Origin of the sequence: Croceicoccus esteveae (assembly GCF_031846435.1) — a bacterium.
Classification (GTDB): domain Bacteria; phylum Pseudomonadota; class Alphaproteobacteria; order Sphingomonadales; family Sphingomonadaceae; genus Croceicoccus; species Croceicoccus esteveae.
This window is the reverse complement of sequence record NZ_JAVRHS010000008.1, coordinates 102,666-117,934: the sequence shown is the minus strand read 5'-3', so window position 1 is coordinate 117,934 and position 15,269 is coordinate 102,666. Positions and strand designations below refer to the sequence as shown.

The following is a 15,269-nucleotide window of genomic DNA, read 5'->3' as shown; positions in this document are numbered from 1 at the left end:
ACCCGCCGTAGTGTTTTTACCGAAAAGCGTGCCTTGAGGCCCGCGCAACACTTCTACACGCTCAAGATCGTAGAGATCAAATGCCATCTGTGACGGCCGACTGAGGTAAACTTGGTCGACATATACGCCTACGCCATATTCCAAGCCTAAACTTGCAAAAGCGGGAGTTGCACCGAGGCCGCGAATGTTGATGTTGGTTTGTCGAGCATTCGTGGCGGTCAGCTGCAGGCTAGGTGCAAGCTGTGCAACCTGAGTTAATCCTACAACTCCAGGTGGAGCAACCTGATCGCCACTTAAGGCGGTCAAAGAGATTGGAACCTTCTGCGCACTTTCTTCGCGGCGACGGGCGGTGACAATTATGTCGCCCCCTTCTTCCATTTCACGTGCTGAAGTTTCCACTGGAGCAGCTGTGCTGCTCTGACCATGCGCAGTGCTCGCAAAAAATAGGCACTGCAAAGCTGCAGCCCAACGATAATTCACCATTTCGCCCCCCCGCAGGCGTTGATCAATCTAATTAGATAGTCATACGCTCCGTCGTTGTTCACAACATAACACTGACGATATTTTTTTTGCAAGAATGTTATTTTGGCATGCCATCAGTTCGGCCAATATCAGTGTGAGGTGTTTTCATTAACTGGATGGCATCAATACAACAAAGGAAGTTCAGGCTTCCTGCAGGGCTGATGCAATGCGGGTAATTTCTACCTCTCGTTGAAGCGGGTCTTTAATCCGGGAGCTCGTGCGCCGGCACGGCATCGAATATTGCCTCCGCTGCTGGCCAACGGGCTTGGCGAAGTCCATCTGGCTCATCATGTGCGCGCGGAGGTTCTGTGTTCGATGGTTTGCCGATCCGCATAAGGTTGGGCTTATCCGGACATCGAGCAAGATTGCCACTGCGCCGGACGAGGCATCAAAAAAGATCTTACACAGTATGGTCAATCTTCACGATAAGGAACTGTGCGCACGTCTTTTCGCCAGCTGCACAATCGAGGAAGGCTGGCGCATCGCCAATCCGCTTTCAACCAGATGGCATCTGTTTGGCATTCTTATCGCTGTCAAATTGCGCACATGCCGCTCAATCTAGCGCGCGATATCGGCACAATAAGTCTGGAGCGGCTTCTGCGACCATTGAACGTATCCAATGCACCGACTTTGAATCGAAAGCTGCGTTATCGAAGCCAATCGCGGTCAAGCCTGGCCTCAGCGATCGGGTGCATGACTGCCAAGCAATGGTGCGCTGCGCAATGCGGGCGGCTGAGAAGATCTGCGATCGAAATCTCGCTGCTTGCCGGCGTATTGCCTTTGCTTATGGCACCAGGATCAAGCCTGACGCTCCTTCGGCTTTACTTGCAATGAGGGAGTGACGATGCCTAGGCTCACGACCTATCGCGGTGCTTGCGGATGCGCATTGAACTGATTGAAATGGTAGCGTCAGGAGGCGCTGCCGGTGAGTGACCCATGGATGTTGAGCGAGGCGCAGATGCGCCGGAATGAACCTTATTTTACAATGTCGCACAAAATCCGCGCGTCGATAACCGACGGATTGTCAGCGGCATCATCTTCGTGATCCACAATGGGCTGTGCTGGCGAGATACGCCAACCACTTGCGGGTCGCACAAGACGATCCACAACCGGTTAGCCCGCTGGAGCCGGCCCGGCGTGATCAACAAGATCTTCGCGGCACTCGCCGGCTCAGGCCGAAAGCCCGATCAGCTGATGATCGATGCAACCCGCCTCAAGGCACACCGCACCGCTGCCAGCCTGCTCAAAAAGGGGCTGTTCCCCGCCGTATCGGAGGCATTAAGGGCGGCCTGAACTCTAAGCTTCACGCCGTTTGCGACGGCAAGGGGCGACCGCTGATCATGGCGCTGATCATGGCGCTGAGCGAAGGGCAGATGAGCGACTACAAGGGCGCTGATGCTTGATGCGCTGCCCAGGGCCAAAACCCTGCTCGGCGACCGAGGCTATGACGCTGACCGGTTCCGCGCTGCGTTGGCTGACCGCAAGACAACCGCCTGTATCCCCTCCAGGACGATCCTGCGAGTGACCATCCCTGCCGACACCGAGCTCTATCGTCAGCGGAACAAGATCGAGATCATGTTCGGCCGCCTCAAAGACTAACGCTGTATCCATACCGCATGACCGGTGCGTCCACACCTTCTTCTTGGCCATTTGCACCGCCACAACCGGTATCTTCTGGCTGTGATCATCGAGTCTTGAGCCTAGACTCAGGACCTATTAAAGGATTTGCGGGTGCGGCATTGAGATGATCCAGATGTTAAGCCGGTGAGTGACCCATGCATGATGAGCGAGGCACAGATCCGTCGGGGCGAGCCGTATTGTCCGTCGTCGCTTGGCGCACCGCAAATGGATGATCCGAGGGTTGTCAGCGGCATCATCTTGGTAAGCCGCAACGGACTGCGCTGGCGAGATGCGCCGACCGCTTAAAAGCCGCGGTGAAAGATCTTACGTCGACTTTCGCCCTCGCTGACCAGCAGGCGTGAGGGCGGCTGGGAAGAGGCTGCATTGAACGATATGATTGCGCGTGCCGGCCCTATCCGACCGCCTGATCAGAAAAACCTGGCTAGCGCAGCAAAACAGGTAATGAAGCATTTCGGAATGTCGCCCGTCGGGGTGGAACGGTGAGTTTGCCCATTATGCCGAGGGTCTCCTGTCACACTGACGTTACAGATTCCTGATGGAAAGTTCGCCGCACGCCTTGCATCTCGAATGTAGCCGATTCATGGTGTTGATATCGGAACCGCGATCAGGTGCCACGGCAGGGTGACACACGGTTTTGACTCGCAGGTAAAACTGATGTTTTTCAGGCTCTTGAGCTTTATCTTAAAACTGGCTGGGGCGGCAGGATTCGAACCTGCGCATGCCGGTACCAAAAACCGGTGCCTTACCGCTTGGCTACGCCCCAACTGCAGGGCGCTTATAGCTGCGCCAGCGCGGAAGGAAAGCGCCAGTTTCGCGCCATTTTGAGGTCGCTGACGTAATCTGCAGGTGCCACGCAAAGGGAACCTGTGTCCTGCTTGCAGGTTCTGCAAAACGATGCCGAACTCTCCACCATCTCAGGCGGCCGATAATGGCCTTGTCTATGTCGATGATTCGCTGCCCGGCATCCGACGCAAGCGCCGCCGCAACAAATGGGTGTATTCTGCCGCCGAAGGCACGCCGATCACCGATGTGCAGGAGATTGCGCGGCTTAACGCGATTGCCTTGCCGCCAGCCTATGAAGATGCATGGTTCTGTCCTGCCGCGAACGGCCATATCCTTGCCACCGGCTACGATGCGCGTGGTCGCAAGCAATACCGGTACCACCCCCAGTTTCGCGAGATGCGCGACGGGGAAAAATTCGACCGGTGCCTCGCTTTCGGCAATTTGCTGCCGCTTCTGCGCAAGCGGGTGGAGCTTGACATGGCGGCACCCCAGCTGACGCAGGAGCGGGCTGTTGCCTGCGTCGTCCGGCTGCTTGACCTTGGCCGTATCCGCATCGGCAATTCTGAATACACCAAGCAGAACAAGAGCTTCGGCGCAACCACGCTTCGCCACCGCCATGTGAGGATCGAAGGCGGTGAAATGCGGTTGACGTTCAAGGGCAAGTCAGGCCAGCTGCGCAACGTTACTTTGAAGGACAAGGGCCTCGCTCGATTTGCAAGCGAGGTGCAGGATCTTCCTGGGCAGCAATTGTTCCAATATGTCGATGATGACGGTGAAAACCATCAGGTCACGTCCGGCGACGTGAATGCCTACATCCGCCATTCGATGGGGGAGGACTTCACAGCCAAGAATTTCCGCACCTTCCATGCAAGCGTGCTGGCCTTTGCCACACTTGCCAGTGGCAAGGAGGACCTGCCGATAAAAGTCCTGCTGGAAGTGGTGTCCGACAGGCTTGGCAACACCCCTGCCGTAGCCCGCAAAAGCTATATACATCCAGCGGTGATCGACCTTGTCGAACGCCAGACGCAGTGGCGCGCAGGTTTGCGCCTGCCGCGCAAGACCCGTTGGCTGACGCGTGAGGAGCGCGGGCTGCTCGCCATGCTGGAGGATAGCCCGGCCGCGGCCGAATTGATGACAGCCGCATGAGCACTGGCCGGCAAGCGCAATGCGCAGCGCATCAGTCCAGCCGCAAGATCCAGCTGTGCGGGTCCGGCTGTTCTCCGCGCTGAATACCGGTCAATTGTGCACGCAGGTGGTTGGTCAAAGGCCCTGCCTGCCCTGATCCGATGGTGAATTCCGTGTCTTCACCCGCAACGTTGCCCACTGCCGTCACGACAGCAGCGGTCCCGCAGGCAAAGCATTCCACCAATCGCCCGCTGCGTGCGTCGTCCTGCCATTGCTGCACGCTGTAAGGCTCCTCGCTTACGGCGCGGCCTTCGTCACGCAGCAGCTGGAGCAGGCTGTCGCGGGTAATTCCGGGTAGGATGGTGCCGGTCAGGGGCGGAGTGACGACCTGCCCATCATCCATGACGAAGAACAGGTTCATGCCGCCCAGTTCCTCCACCCATTTGTGTTCAGCAGCGTCGAGGAACACGACCTGATCGTGACCGCGCGCGATCGCCTCTGCCTGCGGGACTAGGCTGGCTGCGTAATTGCCGCCGCACTTCGCTGCTCCGGTGCCGCCGGGTGCCGCGCGCGCGTAATCGCTTGAGATCCAGATCGAAACGGCTGGTGCGCCGGATTTGAAATAATTACCGACAGGGCTCGCGATCACCACGAATTTGAACTGCCGCGCGGGGCGCACGCCCAGGAACGCCTCGGACGCAAACATGAACGGGCGAATATAGAGCGATCCGCCTTCGACACTGGGAAACCAGTCCTTGTCCACCGCGACCAACTGGCGGATAGCCTCCACGAACAGATCCTGCGGCAGGGTTGGCATGGCAAGCCGCTGTGCCGATCGGTTGAAGCGCGCGGCATTTTCAGTTGGCCGGAACAGTGCCATGCCGCCATCGGCAAGCCGGTACGCTTTCAACCCCTCGAAAATTTCCTGCGCGTAATGAAGCACCGCTGCTGCCGGATCGAGCGGGATCGGCTGCCTTGGCCCGACCGTTGCGTCATGCCAGCCTTTGCCCGCAGTGTATTCGATCACGACCATGTGGTCGGTAAAGATCGTGCCAAAACCTGGATCCGCGATTGCCTCTGCGCGTGTTGCTCCGGGGACTGGCGCGGGGTGCGGCGTTGTCCGAAAAGAAATGGGCGCGGCGCTGTTCACCATGGGTCCGATCCTGCTTGCGACTGCTTTGGTCATGGCCCGATTAGGCCGGGCGTGCGCACCCTGCAAGCGGGCAGATGCTACTGCCCGCCACCCTCCACCGCGTTGGCGGCAAGGAAGCGTAATGCCGTTTCGTACCGATGTACGGAGATGACGGGACCTGACACCCGGTGCGTATAACCGGGGTAGAGCATCATGTCGAACGGCACACCGGCGTTCTGCAGCGCTGAAATCATGGCGCTGGAATGGTCGAACACGACATTGTCGTCGCTCAGGCCGTGGATCAGCAGCAGTGGATCGGCAATGCGGGCGGCATCCGCAATGGTGTTGGACGCTGCGTAGGCTTCGGGCACTTTGCGCGGATCGCCCATGTAGCGCTCTGTGTAGTGGGTGTCGTACAATTCCCAGCGGGTAACCGGCGCGCCAGCGATGCCCGCAGCGTAAAGGCCGGGATCCGCCTCCAGCATCTTCAGTGTAAGATAGCCGCCATAGGACCAGCCATCGATGGCGATCCGCCCGGCATCTACATAGGGCCGCGATTGCAGGAACATCGCACCCGCTTTCTGATCCGCCACTTCGACCGTGCCCATTGCCTGCCGAATTGGACGTTCAAAAGCGACACCGCGGTTGGCGCTGCCCCGGTTGTCGATCTGGAACCAGATGTATCCTGCATCCACGATCGCCTGTTCCAGCGCGCCACCCCAGCCATGGGTCACCACCTGCACGTGCGGTCCGCCATAATGGGCAAACCATACCGGGTATCGCAGATCCGGATCCATCGTGGGCAGGATCATGCGATAGTGCAGGGTTGTCCCGTCATCGCCTGTCAGCGTGCCGAACACGGGCGTTCGATGGCTTGCTGCGTGCGGGGCATAGGGGTGATCGGCATCCAGCGCGTTTTGCGCCACCCAGGCAAGGCGCTGGCCGGCAGCGTCCGCAAGATAGGTCTGCGGCGGCTGAACAGGCGATGATCGCGTCACGATCAGCGTTGTCGCGCTCCGATCCATGCGCGCGTCATGCGTAAACCCCAGTTCGGTCAGACGCACAGGCATGCTGCCCTGTTGCTGTTCCTGTTCCTGTTCCTGTTCCTGTTCCTGTTCCTGGCCGGCTTCCGAGCGCACGTCCGGTCCGTAATCCACAGAATATACGTGATTTTCGAGCACATTGTCGCGGGTTCCGGTCAGCCACAGCCGTTGCCGCGCCTCATCCACCGCGAGGAGATCTGTAACCACCCAATTGCCTGTAGTCAGCTGCGTCCATTGACTATCCACAAACCGGTAGAGATGGCCGAACCCGTCCCGTTCGGACCACCAGATTATCGAACCGTCCGCAAGGAACCGGTAATTGGATGTCTGGTTCAACCAGTGCCCGTCGGCCGCCGTTTCGCTAAACAGGATGCGGCTTTGCCCAGTACCAGGATCGACGCGGAGCATATCCATCCTGGTCTGGGCGCGGTTCTGCCGCTGCACGTACACGGCACTGGAGTCCGGTGCCCAATCGACGCGCGTGACATAGATGTCGGCATCATCGCCCAGCTGTGCTTCTATCAAGCCTGCTCCATCGGGTTTTACAAAAAACAGACTGATTGCGACATTAGGTGTGCCAGCCGCCGGGTAGCGCTGCTCGAAAACCTGTGTGTTGCCTGCGCCGATGGCGGTGCGCTGCACGATGCCCACTTGCGCCTCGTCGAACCGCAAGACGGCAATCTGTGTTTCGTCGGGTGACCACCAATACCCGGTGTCACGTCCCATTTCTTCCTGAGCCACGAATTCAGCTTCGCCCCAATGCACCGTTGTACTCGCCTGCGCCGGCGTCACGGGTGCAGGTTCGGCACCGACAGGCGCGACGAACAGGCGTCCATCGCGAACAAAGGAGAGGAACGTGCCTTGCGGGCTGAGCACGGGATTGAGCTCGCTCTGCGCACTGTCAGTCAGGCGCCGGGTCGATCCATCCAGCCGCGCCAGGTACAAATCGCCGTCGAGCGGCACGAGGATCGACTGTCCATCTGCACTCCAGCTGTAGGAAACAATGCCGGCAAGATCTCCGATCCGGGCGCGTTCGCGCTGCATCTTTTCCGCTTCGGACAAAGCGCGGCCTGCACCCAGTTCTTGCGAATCGACCAGCATGGACATGGTGCCGGTAGCAAGATCCTGCACCCATAGGTCAAACCTGTTGCGATCATCCATCCGGGGCCGCAACACGCTCAGATATCTGCCATCAGGAGACAGGCGCAGCTCGCGCGGCGCAGACCCGTCAAGCGCGGGGCTGGCGAACACTCTTTCCAGCGTCAGCGGCTGCTGCACGACGGGCGGTACCGGCATGTCGAGGCCAGGCAGTTGCGGTCCAGATGAACGCGCAGTCGAGAGGGCGGACACCCGGGCGTCCTGCGCGTTAGCACCAGGCGCTGCACACGCCATCAACACAAATCCTGCAAATGCGGTGGCGAATGCATGCACCATGTCAGGCTTTTCCTTTCGGTAATGCAATCACCAAATGCCCTCTTCGGCGTAGTGCTGCGCCACGCCACATGGGGCGGCATCCTGAAGGAAACCGCCCCATCGAAACATGCTTGCACAGGCACAGCAGACAGGCTGCGATCAGCCGTTCTTGCGATCGTCCCGGCGCTCCGCGATGCGGGCGCGCTTGCCGGTGCGTCCACGCAGATAATAAAGCTTGGCGCGGCGCACGATGCCGCGGCGCACCACGGTGATTTCGTCCACGATTGGCGAATACAGGGGAAACACGCGCTCCACCCCTTCGCCAAAGCTCATCTTGCGCACGGTGAAATTCGAACCCATGCCGCGGTTCGAGCGGGCAATGCACACGCCTTCGAAGTTCTGCACACGCTCACGCGCACCCTCGACCACGCGCACGCCGACGCGAACGGTGTCACCGGCGCGAAATTCCGGGATTTCCTTGCCTTGCTTCAGGCTCTCGATGGCTTCTGCCTCAAGCTGCTGGATCAGGTTCATGTCCTGGTACTTTCAATCATCGTGCCGCGCGCCAGAGGCAGGCTGAATCCGACCGTCACAATAACGATCCCAAAGATCCGGCCTGCGTAACCGTGTGTCATCCTCCGCCCTTTGTCTACGCCAGGCGGCGATTTTCGCATGATCCCCCGATCGCAGCACTTCGGGAACCGTGCGCCCTTCCCACTCAGCGGGCCGGGTATATTGCGGATGCTCCAGAAGGCCGTTCTCGAACGATTCCTCCACACCGCTATCCGCCGCGCCCATTACGCCGCGCAACAGCCGAATGCAAGCATCCAGCAGCAGCAGCGCCGCCGGTTCGCCGCCCGATAGGACCACGTCGCCGACGCAGATTTCTTCCACGTGGCGCCCGGCAAAGATCCGTTCGTCGAAACCTTCAAACCTGCCGCACAAGACGGTGACGCCGCTCCCCTGCGCCAGCATGCGTATGCGGCGCTGCGTCAGCGGGGCACCACGCGGCGTCATCGCCAGCACCGGCGCTGTGGGGGAGGTGGCGCGCACATGATCTATCGCCCGCGCCAGCACGTCGGGTTTGAGCACCATGCCCGCACCGCCACCCGCTGGGGTATCATCAACCGTGCGATGCCGGTCCTGTGCAAAATCACGCAGCTGGACCGTATCCAGCGACCAAATCCCCGTAGCCAGTGCCCGGCCAGCGAGCGACATGCCCAGCGGCCCCGGGAACATGGCGGGGTAAAGCGTCACGACCGTTGCGGCAAAACTCATCCTGCCGACGCTCCGCACATGCGGTGATCAGTCATCGTGAAAGCCGTCGGCGACCTGAAGGCACAGCTCATCCCATTCGGGTACTGCTTCTGCCGTCATCGGCACCATGAAGCGCTTGCCGTTCATGCGTTCGATTTCGACCACATCTCCGGCGCCGAAATTCTCCACCGCCACCACAGAGCCAAGCGGCTGCCCGGACGTGGTGGTAACCCGCAGCCCCAGCAGGTCAGCATGATAATATTCGCCCTCGCCGGCCGGGGGCAGCATTTCGCGCGGCACGGTCAGCACGCTGCCGCGCAGCGCTTCTGCCGCATTGCGATCAGCTATCTCGGCAAAGCGGGCGATTGCCCCGCCCTTGCCATCCTCACGCAGCTTCACCAGCGCCAATGCGCCATCGTTGAAGACGCGGAACCGCCGCAGCGATTCCACGCCTTCACCAAACAGCTTGAGCCGCACCTCGCCCGTCACCCCATGCGCGCCTGTGACGGCAGCAAGGGTGACGACGCGCTGCACCAAGGGTCAGGCCTCCGCCGGCTGTTCGCCACCCTCGGCAGGCGCCTGCGTGGACTCGCCCGCAATCGGCTCTCCTGCATCGCCGGCTTCGCCGCTCGGCGTGGCGACATTGGCGTTCTGGGTTGCTGCCTGCGCTGCGGTCAGAGCCTCTGCCGCTTCGGCGGCCTTGGATGCACGCTCTTCCTCGCGCTCCTTGGCCTTCTCGCCCGGCTCACCCTTCTTGGGGTTGCTGCGTGCAGCACGTTCCTTGATGCCCGCCTTGTCGAGGAAGCGAGCGACCCGATCGCTCGGCTGCGCGCCGACGCCCAGCCAGTAGCGCACGCGATCCTCGGTCAACTTGACGCGGTTTTCATCGTCCTTGGCGAGCAGCGGATTGTAGATACCCACCTGCTCGAGATATTTACCATCACGCGACGACCGGCTGTCGGCAACAATGATCCGGTAATAAGGACGCTTTTTTGCACCGCCACGCGACAAACGCATTGAAATTGCCATTGTATATCAACCTCTTTCGTTAAATTTATACATTCGTTAGATCATTTGTTGCCAAGCAGCTTCGCCAGATCAGGCGGCAATTGCCCACCCGCACCTGCTCCGCCGCCAAGCCCCGGCATTGCGGCATCCAGCCCACCCTTGCCGAACAGCGCGCCCAGACCCTTGAGACCGCCCATCTTCTTGATCTGCTTCATCGCCTTGGACATTTCCTGGTGCATCTTCAGCACCTTGTTCACGTCCTGCACCTCAACGCCCGATCCCGCCGCAACGCGCCGCTTGCGCTTTGCGTTCAGCAGGGCCGGCTTGGCCCGTTCGTCCGGCGTCATGGACGAGATGATTGCATCCATGCGCAGCAAGACGCGGTCGTCCATGTTGGACGCGGCCATCGCCTGCTTTGCCTTTTTCATCCCCGGCATCATTCCGGCGAGCGCACCCAACCCGCCCATCTTGGTCATCTGCTGCAACTGCATGCGAAGGTCGTTCAGATCGAATTCGCCCTTCTCCATCCGTTTTGCGAGACGCTCGGCATCCTCGGCCTTGACCGATTCGGCTGCCTTTTCGACGATGGACACGATATCGCCCATGCCAAGGATACGGTTGGCAACCCGGACGGCGTGAAACTCCTCGATCGCGTCGAGCTTTTCGCCCGTGCCAGCAAACTTGATTGGCTTGCCCGTCACCGCGCGCATGGACAGGGTGGCGCCGCCACGCGCATCGCCGTCCATCCGGGTCAGCACGACACCGGTCAGCGGCACTTCGCCAGTAAAGCTCTGCGCGACATTGACCGCGTCCTGTCCGGACAGGGCATCGACGACAAGCAGCACTTCGCGCGGGACGGCAACGGACGCAACCGCCTTCATTTCCGCCATCAGGGCTTCATCCACATGCAACCGGCCGGCGGTGTCCAGCATCAGCACGTCAAAGCTTTGCAGCCGGGCCGCCTGAAGCGCGCGATTGGCGATCTCCACCGGCTGCTGCCCTGCAACGATGGGAAGCGTGGCGACATCGGCCTGCTGCCCCAGAACCGCAAGCTGTTCCTGTGCGGCGGGGCGGTTGACGTCGAGCGACGCCATCAGCACCTTCTTGCCTTCTTTCTCGCGCAGGCGCTTGGCAATCTTGGCCGTGCTGGTCGTCTTGCCCGACCCCTGCAAGCCGACCATCATGATGACGACCGGCGGCTTGGCATCGAGGTCCAGACGCGACGCATCCTCGTCCCCGCCGCCCAGCATCTCGACCAGCGCATCATTGACGATCTTGATGACCTGCTGCCCCGGCGTGACGGACCGCAGCACCTGCTGGCCGACGGCCTGTTCGGTGACCTTGTCGATGAAGCGACGCACCACGGGCAGCGCGACATCCGCTTCCAGAAGGGCGATCCGGACCTCGCGCATGGCGGCGCGGACATCGTCCTCCTGCAGGGCGCCGCGACCACGCAACGAATCGAACACGCCGTTGAGCCGGTCGGCCAGCGATTCAAACATGATGCAACTCCTCTGACGCACGCGCCTTGCGCAGGACGTGAGCACCTTACGCGAAAAACGCCGGTGGGCGAAACCTCGCCAACCAGCGCAGCGCGATGCAGCGCGCATACGATATCGTCACGATCGGCACTCATGGCCGGGTCGTGAACGGCAGTCTCTTACGGCAAACACTTCTGTCCGGCAAGAGGCAGACGATACTCTGGCAAGGGTGGACGCAATCAGCGCTTGCGCATAGAGCGTGCGCGATGCGCGTACCCTTCACCAAAATGCACGGCCTCGGCAATGATTTTGTCGTGTTCGACGCGCGCGAAGCGGTGCTGCCACCCCTCACCCGCAGTGTCGCAACCGCGCTTGCCGACCGGCGCACCGGTATCGGTTGCGACCAGATCGTGCTGATCGAAGCATCGGTGATTGCCGATTGGAAGATGCGGATCATCAATGCCGATGGCAGCGAAGTGGAAGCCTGTGGCAACGCTGCGCGTGCTGTAGGGCTGCTGCTCAAGGCTGCGGCAACGCTGGAGACACTTGGCGGCGTGATCTCCATCCGGCCGGATGGCGAGGCGAACGAGATTGCGGTGAACATGGGCACGCCCTCGTTCGACTGGTGCGCGATCCCGCTCGCCTATGCGATGGACACGCTTGCGATGCCCGTGGCATGGGATAGCCTCGACCGGCCCGTAGCAGTCAATGTCGGCAACCCGCACCTGGTCTTCTTCGTTGCCGACGCAGAGGCAGTGCCGCTCCATGAACTTGGTCCGCAGATCGAGAACGATCCGCTTTTTCCTCAAAGGGTCAATGTCAATGTAGCAGCGGTTGACGCGCGCGACGCCATCACCCTGCGCGTGTGGGAACGCGGCGCCGGGCTGACCCGTGCCTGTGGTACAGGTGCGTGCGCCACGGCGGTTGCTGCCATGCGTCTGGGCCTGGTGGACCGCAAGACCAGCGTGTCCTTGCCCGGCGGGGTGCTTGCGATCGAATGGGCAGACGATGACACGATAATGATGCGCGGGCCTGCTGCCATTTCCTTTACCGGCTCGTTCGACTGGGGTGATTACGCATGAGCCAGGCTCAGGTCGTGACTTTGGGATGCAGGCTCAATCTTGCCGAAAGTGAGTTCATCGCCGCCATGCTGGAACGGGGCGGCGATGGCGGCCGCACGGTCGTTGTGAACAGCTGCGCAGTTACTGCCGAAGCAGTGCGCCAGACCCGCCGGGCCATCCGCCGCCTGCGTCGTGACCATCCCGACGCACGCCTGCTGGTTACAGGTTGCGCGGCCGAGATCGACCGCAAGGCGATTGGCGCAATGGACGAGGTAGACGGCATCATCCCCAATGCCGCGAAGCTCGACGCGAGAAGCTGGAACCTGTCGCCGCCGCCCGCCGGTGCCGGTATCCAGCCGCGCAATCGGGCACACACCCGCGCCTTTGTCGCGGTGCAGAACGGCTGTGATCATGCCTGTACCTTCTGCGTTATCCCGCAGGGGCGAGGCGCAAGCCGGTCACTGCCGGTGGTTGAAGTGCTGCAAAGGGTGGATGATCACCTTGCCGCAGGCGCAGCGGAAATTGTCCTGACAGGCGTGGATGTGACCTCCTGGGGGCACGACCTTGCTAACGCGCCTTCTCTGGGCAAACTGGCTGCGGCGATCCTGGATGCCTTCCCCGAGCTTCGCCGGCTGCGGCTCTCCTCGGTGGATGGGGCCGAGATGGACCCGCTGCTCATCGAGCTTTTCATGCAGGAGCCGCGCATGATGCCGCACGTCCACCTGTCGCTTCAGTCAGGCGACGACATGATCCTTAAGCGGATGAAGCGTCGCCACAGCCGGTCCGATGCCATTGCGCTGACCGAACGCTTGCAAAAGGCACGTCCCAACATTGCGATCGGCGCCGATCTGATTGCAGGGTTTCCGACCGAGACACGCGCCATGCATGAAGCGACGCTGGCGATCGTGCGCGAATGCCGGATCGTGCACGGCCATGTCTTCCCGTTCTCACCCCGGCCCGGCACGCCTGCTGCACGCATGCCGCAGGTCGATCAAGTCGACATCAAGGCGCGCGCGGCACAATTGCGCGAGGCAATTGCCAACGAACGGGCCGCATGGCTGCAAACGCTGGTCAATACCCGGCATGTCGTCCTCGCCGAGGGCGATGGCACCGGTCATGCGGAAAACTTTGCCCGCTTCCGCCTGCCGGCCGGGGTCGCTGCGGGCACCATCATCGAATTAACGGCCACCGCTGTCGAAGACGGGCTGTTGCTGGGGAGTGTTGCATGACGCAAAGCTGGTCTGACCGCATTCTCGGCGGATTTCGCAAGACATCGGCCCGCCTGTCGCTGAACCTTGCCGGGATCGTGGGCAAGACCCGGCTGACCGACGCGCAGCTCGACGAACTGGAGGACGCGCTGATCATGTCTGATCTTGGTCCTGCTGCGGCTCTGCGCATCCGGGAAAGGATTGCCGAACACCAGTTTGACAGCGGCGCCGATGAACAGGCGATCCGACTGGTGGTTGCAGAAGAAATCGCCAGCATCTTGCGGCCTGTGGCAAAACCGCTCGATATCGTGGCCTTCCCCCGCCCGCAGGTCATTCTCGTCATTGGCGTGAACGGGTCGGGCAAGACGACAACCATCGCCAAGCTGGCGCATCTGTTCCAGGAACAGGATTACTCCGTCATGCTGGCTGCGGGTGATACATTCCGCGCCGCCGCGATCGGTCAGCTGAAAATCTGGGCGCAACGGCTGAACATCGACATTGTGACAGGACCCGAAGGCGGCGATCCTGCCAGCGTGGTGTTCGACGCAGTCAAGGAAGCGACGCAGCGCGGCATTGATGCGCTCATCGTGGACACCGCCGGGAGGCTGCAGAACCGGCGCGAACTGATGGATGAGCTTACCAAGATTCGCAAGGTGCTTGGCCGCCTCAACCCCGAAGCGCCGCATGATGTGGTGCTGGTGCTGGATGCCACCAACGGACAGAATGCCTTGCAGCAGGTGGAGGTCTTCCAGCAGATGGCCGGAGTGACGGGATTGATCATGACCAAGCTTGACGGCACCGCACGCGGCGGTGTGCTGGTTGCAGCGGCACAGAAGTTCGCGCTGCCCATCCATGCAATCGGAGTGGGGGAGCAGCTCGACGATCTGCGCCCCTTCGATGCCGACCTTGTCGCGCGGGTTATCGCAGGAGTGGCATGATGGCGCAGCAAAGTCAGGAAAAGGCCAGATCGGGCTGGTTGAACATCGCGGTCGATTACGGGCCGCTGCTGATCTTTTTCCTTGTCTATCGCTATTACAGCCCCGACGGCGACAATGATGCGGTCGGTGAAGTGTTCGCGGTGGTGAAGGGCACTGGTGCGTTCATCGTCGCAGCCCTCATCGCGCTTGCATTATCCAAGTGGAAACTGGGCCACGTGACGCCCATGCTGATGCTTTCAACCGCTCTCATCGTGTTTTTTGGCGGGTTGACCATCCTGTTCCAGGATCCGGTGTTCGTGCAGGTGAAACCGACCATCATCTATGCCTTGTTCGCTGCAGCGCTGTTGATCGGCGTGTGGCGCGGCAAAGCTTTGCTGCGCACTTTGCTCGATGCCGCGTTCGAGGGGTTGTCCGATCGCGGCTGGATGCTGCTGTCGCGCAACTGGGGCGTTTATTTCATTTTTCTGGGCGCGCTGAATGAAGTGCTGCGCCAGACGCTGAGCTTCGATGGTTGGCTTGCGGCCAAGCTGTGGGTATTCCTGCCGCTGTCGTTCCTGTTCACCTTCACCCAGCTGCCGATGATGATGCGTGAGGGGCTGGGCAAGGAGCAGGAGGCCGAAGCGCTGACCAAGCAGCCGCCGACCGGGGAATGACGGT

The 15,269-nt window shown here is 61.0% G+C and carries 13 protein-coding genes, 1 tRNA gene and 2 pseudogenes; 7 read left to right on the top strand and 9 right to left on the bottom strand.

The window, feature by feature from the left end; translation table 11 throughout:
• Positions 1-399 (bottom strand): TonB-dependent receptor plug domain-containing protein (locus tag RM533_RS10450; protein WP_311341169.1); only part of this gene is annotated, 399 nt, incomplete at its 3' end.
• Positions 400-1,447: 1,048 nt separating this feature from the next.
• Here RM533_RS10450 and RM533_RS10445 point away from each other — a divergent pair.
• Both RM533_RS10445 and RM533_RS13710 read left to right on the top strand, forming a co-directional pair.
• A pseudogene (locus RM533_RS10445) lies at positions 1,448-2,206 on the top strand (IS5 family transposase).
• A 95-nt stretch (positions 2,207-2,301) separates the two neighbouring features.
• A pseudogene (locus RM533_RS13710) lies at positions 2,302-2,439 on the top strand (transposase); the annotation flags it as partial.
• A gap of 412 nt (positions 2,440-2,851) precedes the next feature.
• Here the strand turns inward: RM533_RS13710 and RM533_RS10440 are convergent.
• Positions 2,852-2,926 (bottom strand) — tRNA-Gln (locus tag RM533_RS10440).
• 131 nt (positions 2,927-3,057) lie between these two features.
• Between RM533_RS10440 and RM533_RS10435 the strand changes: the two genes are divergently transcribed.
• Entirely contained in the window at positions 3,058-4,092 is a 1,035-nt protein-coding gene (locus RM533_RS10435; RefSeq protein ID WP_311341168.1) for a DNA topoisomerase IB, read from the top strand.
• Positions 4,093-4,123: 31 nt separating this feature from the next.
• Here the strand turns inward: RM533_RS10435 and RM533_RS10430 are convergent, their stop codons facing one another.
• The 7 genes from RM533_RS10430 to ffh all read right to left on the bottom strand — a co-directional run bounded on the left by RM533_RS10430 (position 4,124) and on the right by ffh (position 11,426).
• A complete protein-coding gene (locus RM533_RS10430; RefSeq protein WP_311341181.1) occupies positions 4,124-5,224 on the bottom strand; it encodes a branched-chain amino acid aminotransferase in 1,101 nt (366 codons plus the stop codon).
• Positions 5,225-5,301: 77 nt separating this feature from the next.
• Entirely contained in the window at positions 5,302-7,680 is a 2,379-nt protein-coding gene (locus RM533_RS10425) for a S9 family peptidase (RefSeq protein WP_432265059.1), read from the bottom strand.
• Positions 7,681-7,818: 138 nt separating this feature from the next.
• On the bottom strand, positions 7,819-8,193 hold the full coding sequence (gene rplS / locus RM533_RS10420) for a 50S ribosomal protein L19 (RefSeq protein ID WP_311341167.1): 375 nt from the start codon (positions 8,191-8,193) through the stop codon (positions 7,819-7,821).
• 12 nt (positions 8,194-8,205) lie between these two features.
• The gene (gene trmD, locus RM533_RS10415) at positions 8,206-8,937 is read right to left on the bottom strand and encodes a tRNA (guanosine(37)-N1)-methyltransferase TrmD (protein WP_311341166.1); all 732 of its coding nucleotides are present in this window, start codon (positions 8,935-8,937) and stop codon (positions 8,206-8,208) included.
• Between the two features lie 27 nt (positions 8,938-8,964).
• Positions 8,965-9,453 (bottom strand): ribosome maturation factor RimM, encoded by a 489-nt coding sequence (gene rimM / locus RM533_RS10410; protein WP_311341165.1) that lies wholly within the window; start codon positions 9,451-9,453, stop codon positions 8,965-8,967.
• Positions 9,454-9,456: 3 nt separating this feature from the next.
• A complete protein-coding gene (rpsP, locus tag RM533_RS10405) occupies positions 9,457-9,945 on the bottom strand; it encodes a 30S ribosomal protein S16 (RefSeq protein WP_311341164.1) in 489 nt (162 codons plus the stop codon).
• A gap of 41 nt (positions 9,946-9,986) precedes the next feature.
• Complete coding sequence (gene ffh / locus RM533_RS10400) at positions 9,987-11,426, bottom strand: signal recognition particle protein (protein WP_311341163.1); 1,440 nt, start codon at positions 11,424-11,426, stop codon at positions 9,987-9,989.
• A gap of 245 nt (positions 11,427-11,671) precedes the next feature.
• Between ffh and dapF the strand changes: the two genes are divergently transcribed.
• The 4 genes from dapF to RM533_RS10380 are packed head-to-tail and all read left to right on the top strand — an operon-like array spanning position 11,672 to position 15,265.
• Positions 11,672-12,487 (top strand): diaminopimelate epimerase, encoded by an 816-nt coding sequence (gene dapF / locus RM533_RS10395; protein ID WP_311341179.1) that lies wholly within the window; start codon positions 11,672-11,674, stop codon positions 12,485-12,487.
• The gene (locus RM533_RS10390) at positions 12,484-13,695 is read left to right on the top strand and encodes a MiaB/RimO family radical SAM methylthiotransferase (RefSeq protein WP_311341162.1); all 1,212 of its coding nucleotides are present in this window, start codon (positions 12,484-12,486) and stop codon (positions 13,693-13,695) included. Before dapF ends, RM533_RS10390 begins: the two co-directional genes overlap by 4 nt.
• The gene (ftsY, locus tag RM533_RS10385) at positions 13,692-14,612 is read left to right on the top strand and encodes a signal recognition particle-docking protein FtsY (RefSeq protein ID WP_311341161.1); all 921 of its coding nucleotides are present in this window, start codon (positions 13,692-13,694) and stop codon (positions 14,610-14,612) included. The genes RM533_RS10390 and ftsY overlap by 4 nt, the downstream gene beginning before the upstream one ends.
• Complete coding sequence (locus RM533_RS10380; RefSeq protein WP_311341160.1) at positions 14,612-15,265, top strand: inner membrane-spanning protein YciB; 654 nt, start codon at positions 14,612-14,614, stop codon at positions 15,263-15,265. The genes ftsY and RM533_RS10380 overlap by 1 nt, the downstream gene beginning before the upstream one ends.
• Positions 15,266-15,269: the final 4 nt, after the last annotated feature.

Bases quoted from the DNA above. Each gene is read 5' to 3' on its own strand.
- RM533_RS10425 (WP_432265059.1), bottom strand. From the start codon at position 7,680: ATGGTGCATGCATTCGCCACCGCATTTGCAGGATTTGTGTTGATGGCG.
- RM533_RS10435 (WP_311341168.1), top strand. From the start codon at position 3,058: ATGCCGAACTCTCCACCATCTCAGGCGGCCGATAATGGCCTTGTCTAT.
- ftsY (WP_311341161.1), top strand. From the start codon at position 13,692: ATGACGCAAAGCTGGTCTGACCGCATTCTCGGCGGATTTCGCAAGACA.
- ffh (WP_311341163.1), bottom strand. From the start codon at position 11,426: ATGTTTGAATCGCTGGCCGACCGGCTCAACGGCGTGTTCGATTCGTTG.
- RM533_RS10430 (WP_311341181.1), bottom strand. From the start codon at position 5,224: ATGGTGAACAGCGCCGCGCCCATTTCTTTTCGGACAACGCCGCACCCC.
- trmD (WP_311341166.1), bottom strand. From the start codon at position 8,937: ATGAGTTTTGCCGCAACGGTCGTGACGCTTTACCCCGCCATGTTCCCG.
- rplS (WP_311341167.1), bottom strand. From the start codon at position 8,193: ATGAACCTGATCCAGCAGCTTGAGGCAGAAGCCATCGAGAGCCTGAAG.
- rpsP (WP_311341164.1), bottom strand. From the start codon at position 9,945: ATGGCAATTTCAATGCGTTTGTCGCGTGGCGGTGCAAAAAAGCGTCCT.
- dapF (WP_311341179.1), top strand. From the start codon at position 11,672: ATGCGCGTACCCTTCACCAAAATGCACGGCCTCGGCAATGATTTTGTC.
- RM533_RS10380 (WP_311341160.1), top strand. From the start codon at position 14,612: ATGGCGCAGCAAAGTCAGGAAAAGGCCAGATCGGGCTGGTTGAACATC.
- RM533_RS10390 (WP_311341162.1), top strand. From the start codon at position 12,484: ATGAGCCAGGCTCAGGTCGTGACTTTGGGATGCAGGCTCAATCTTGCC.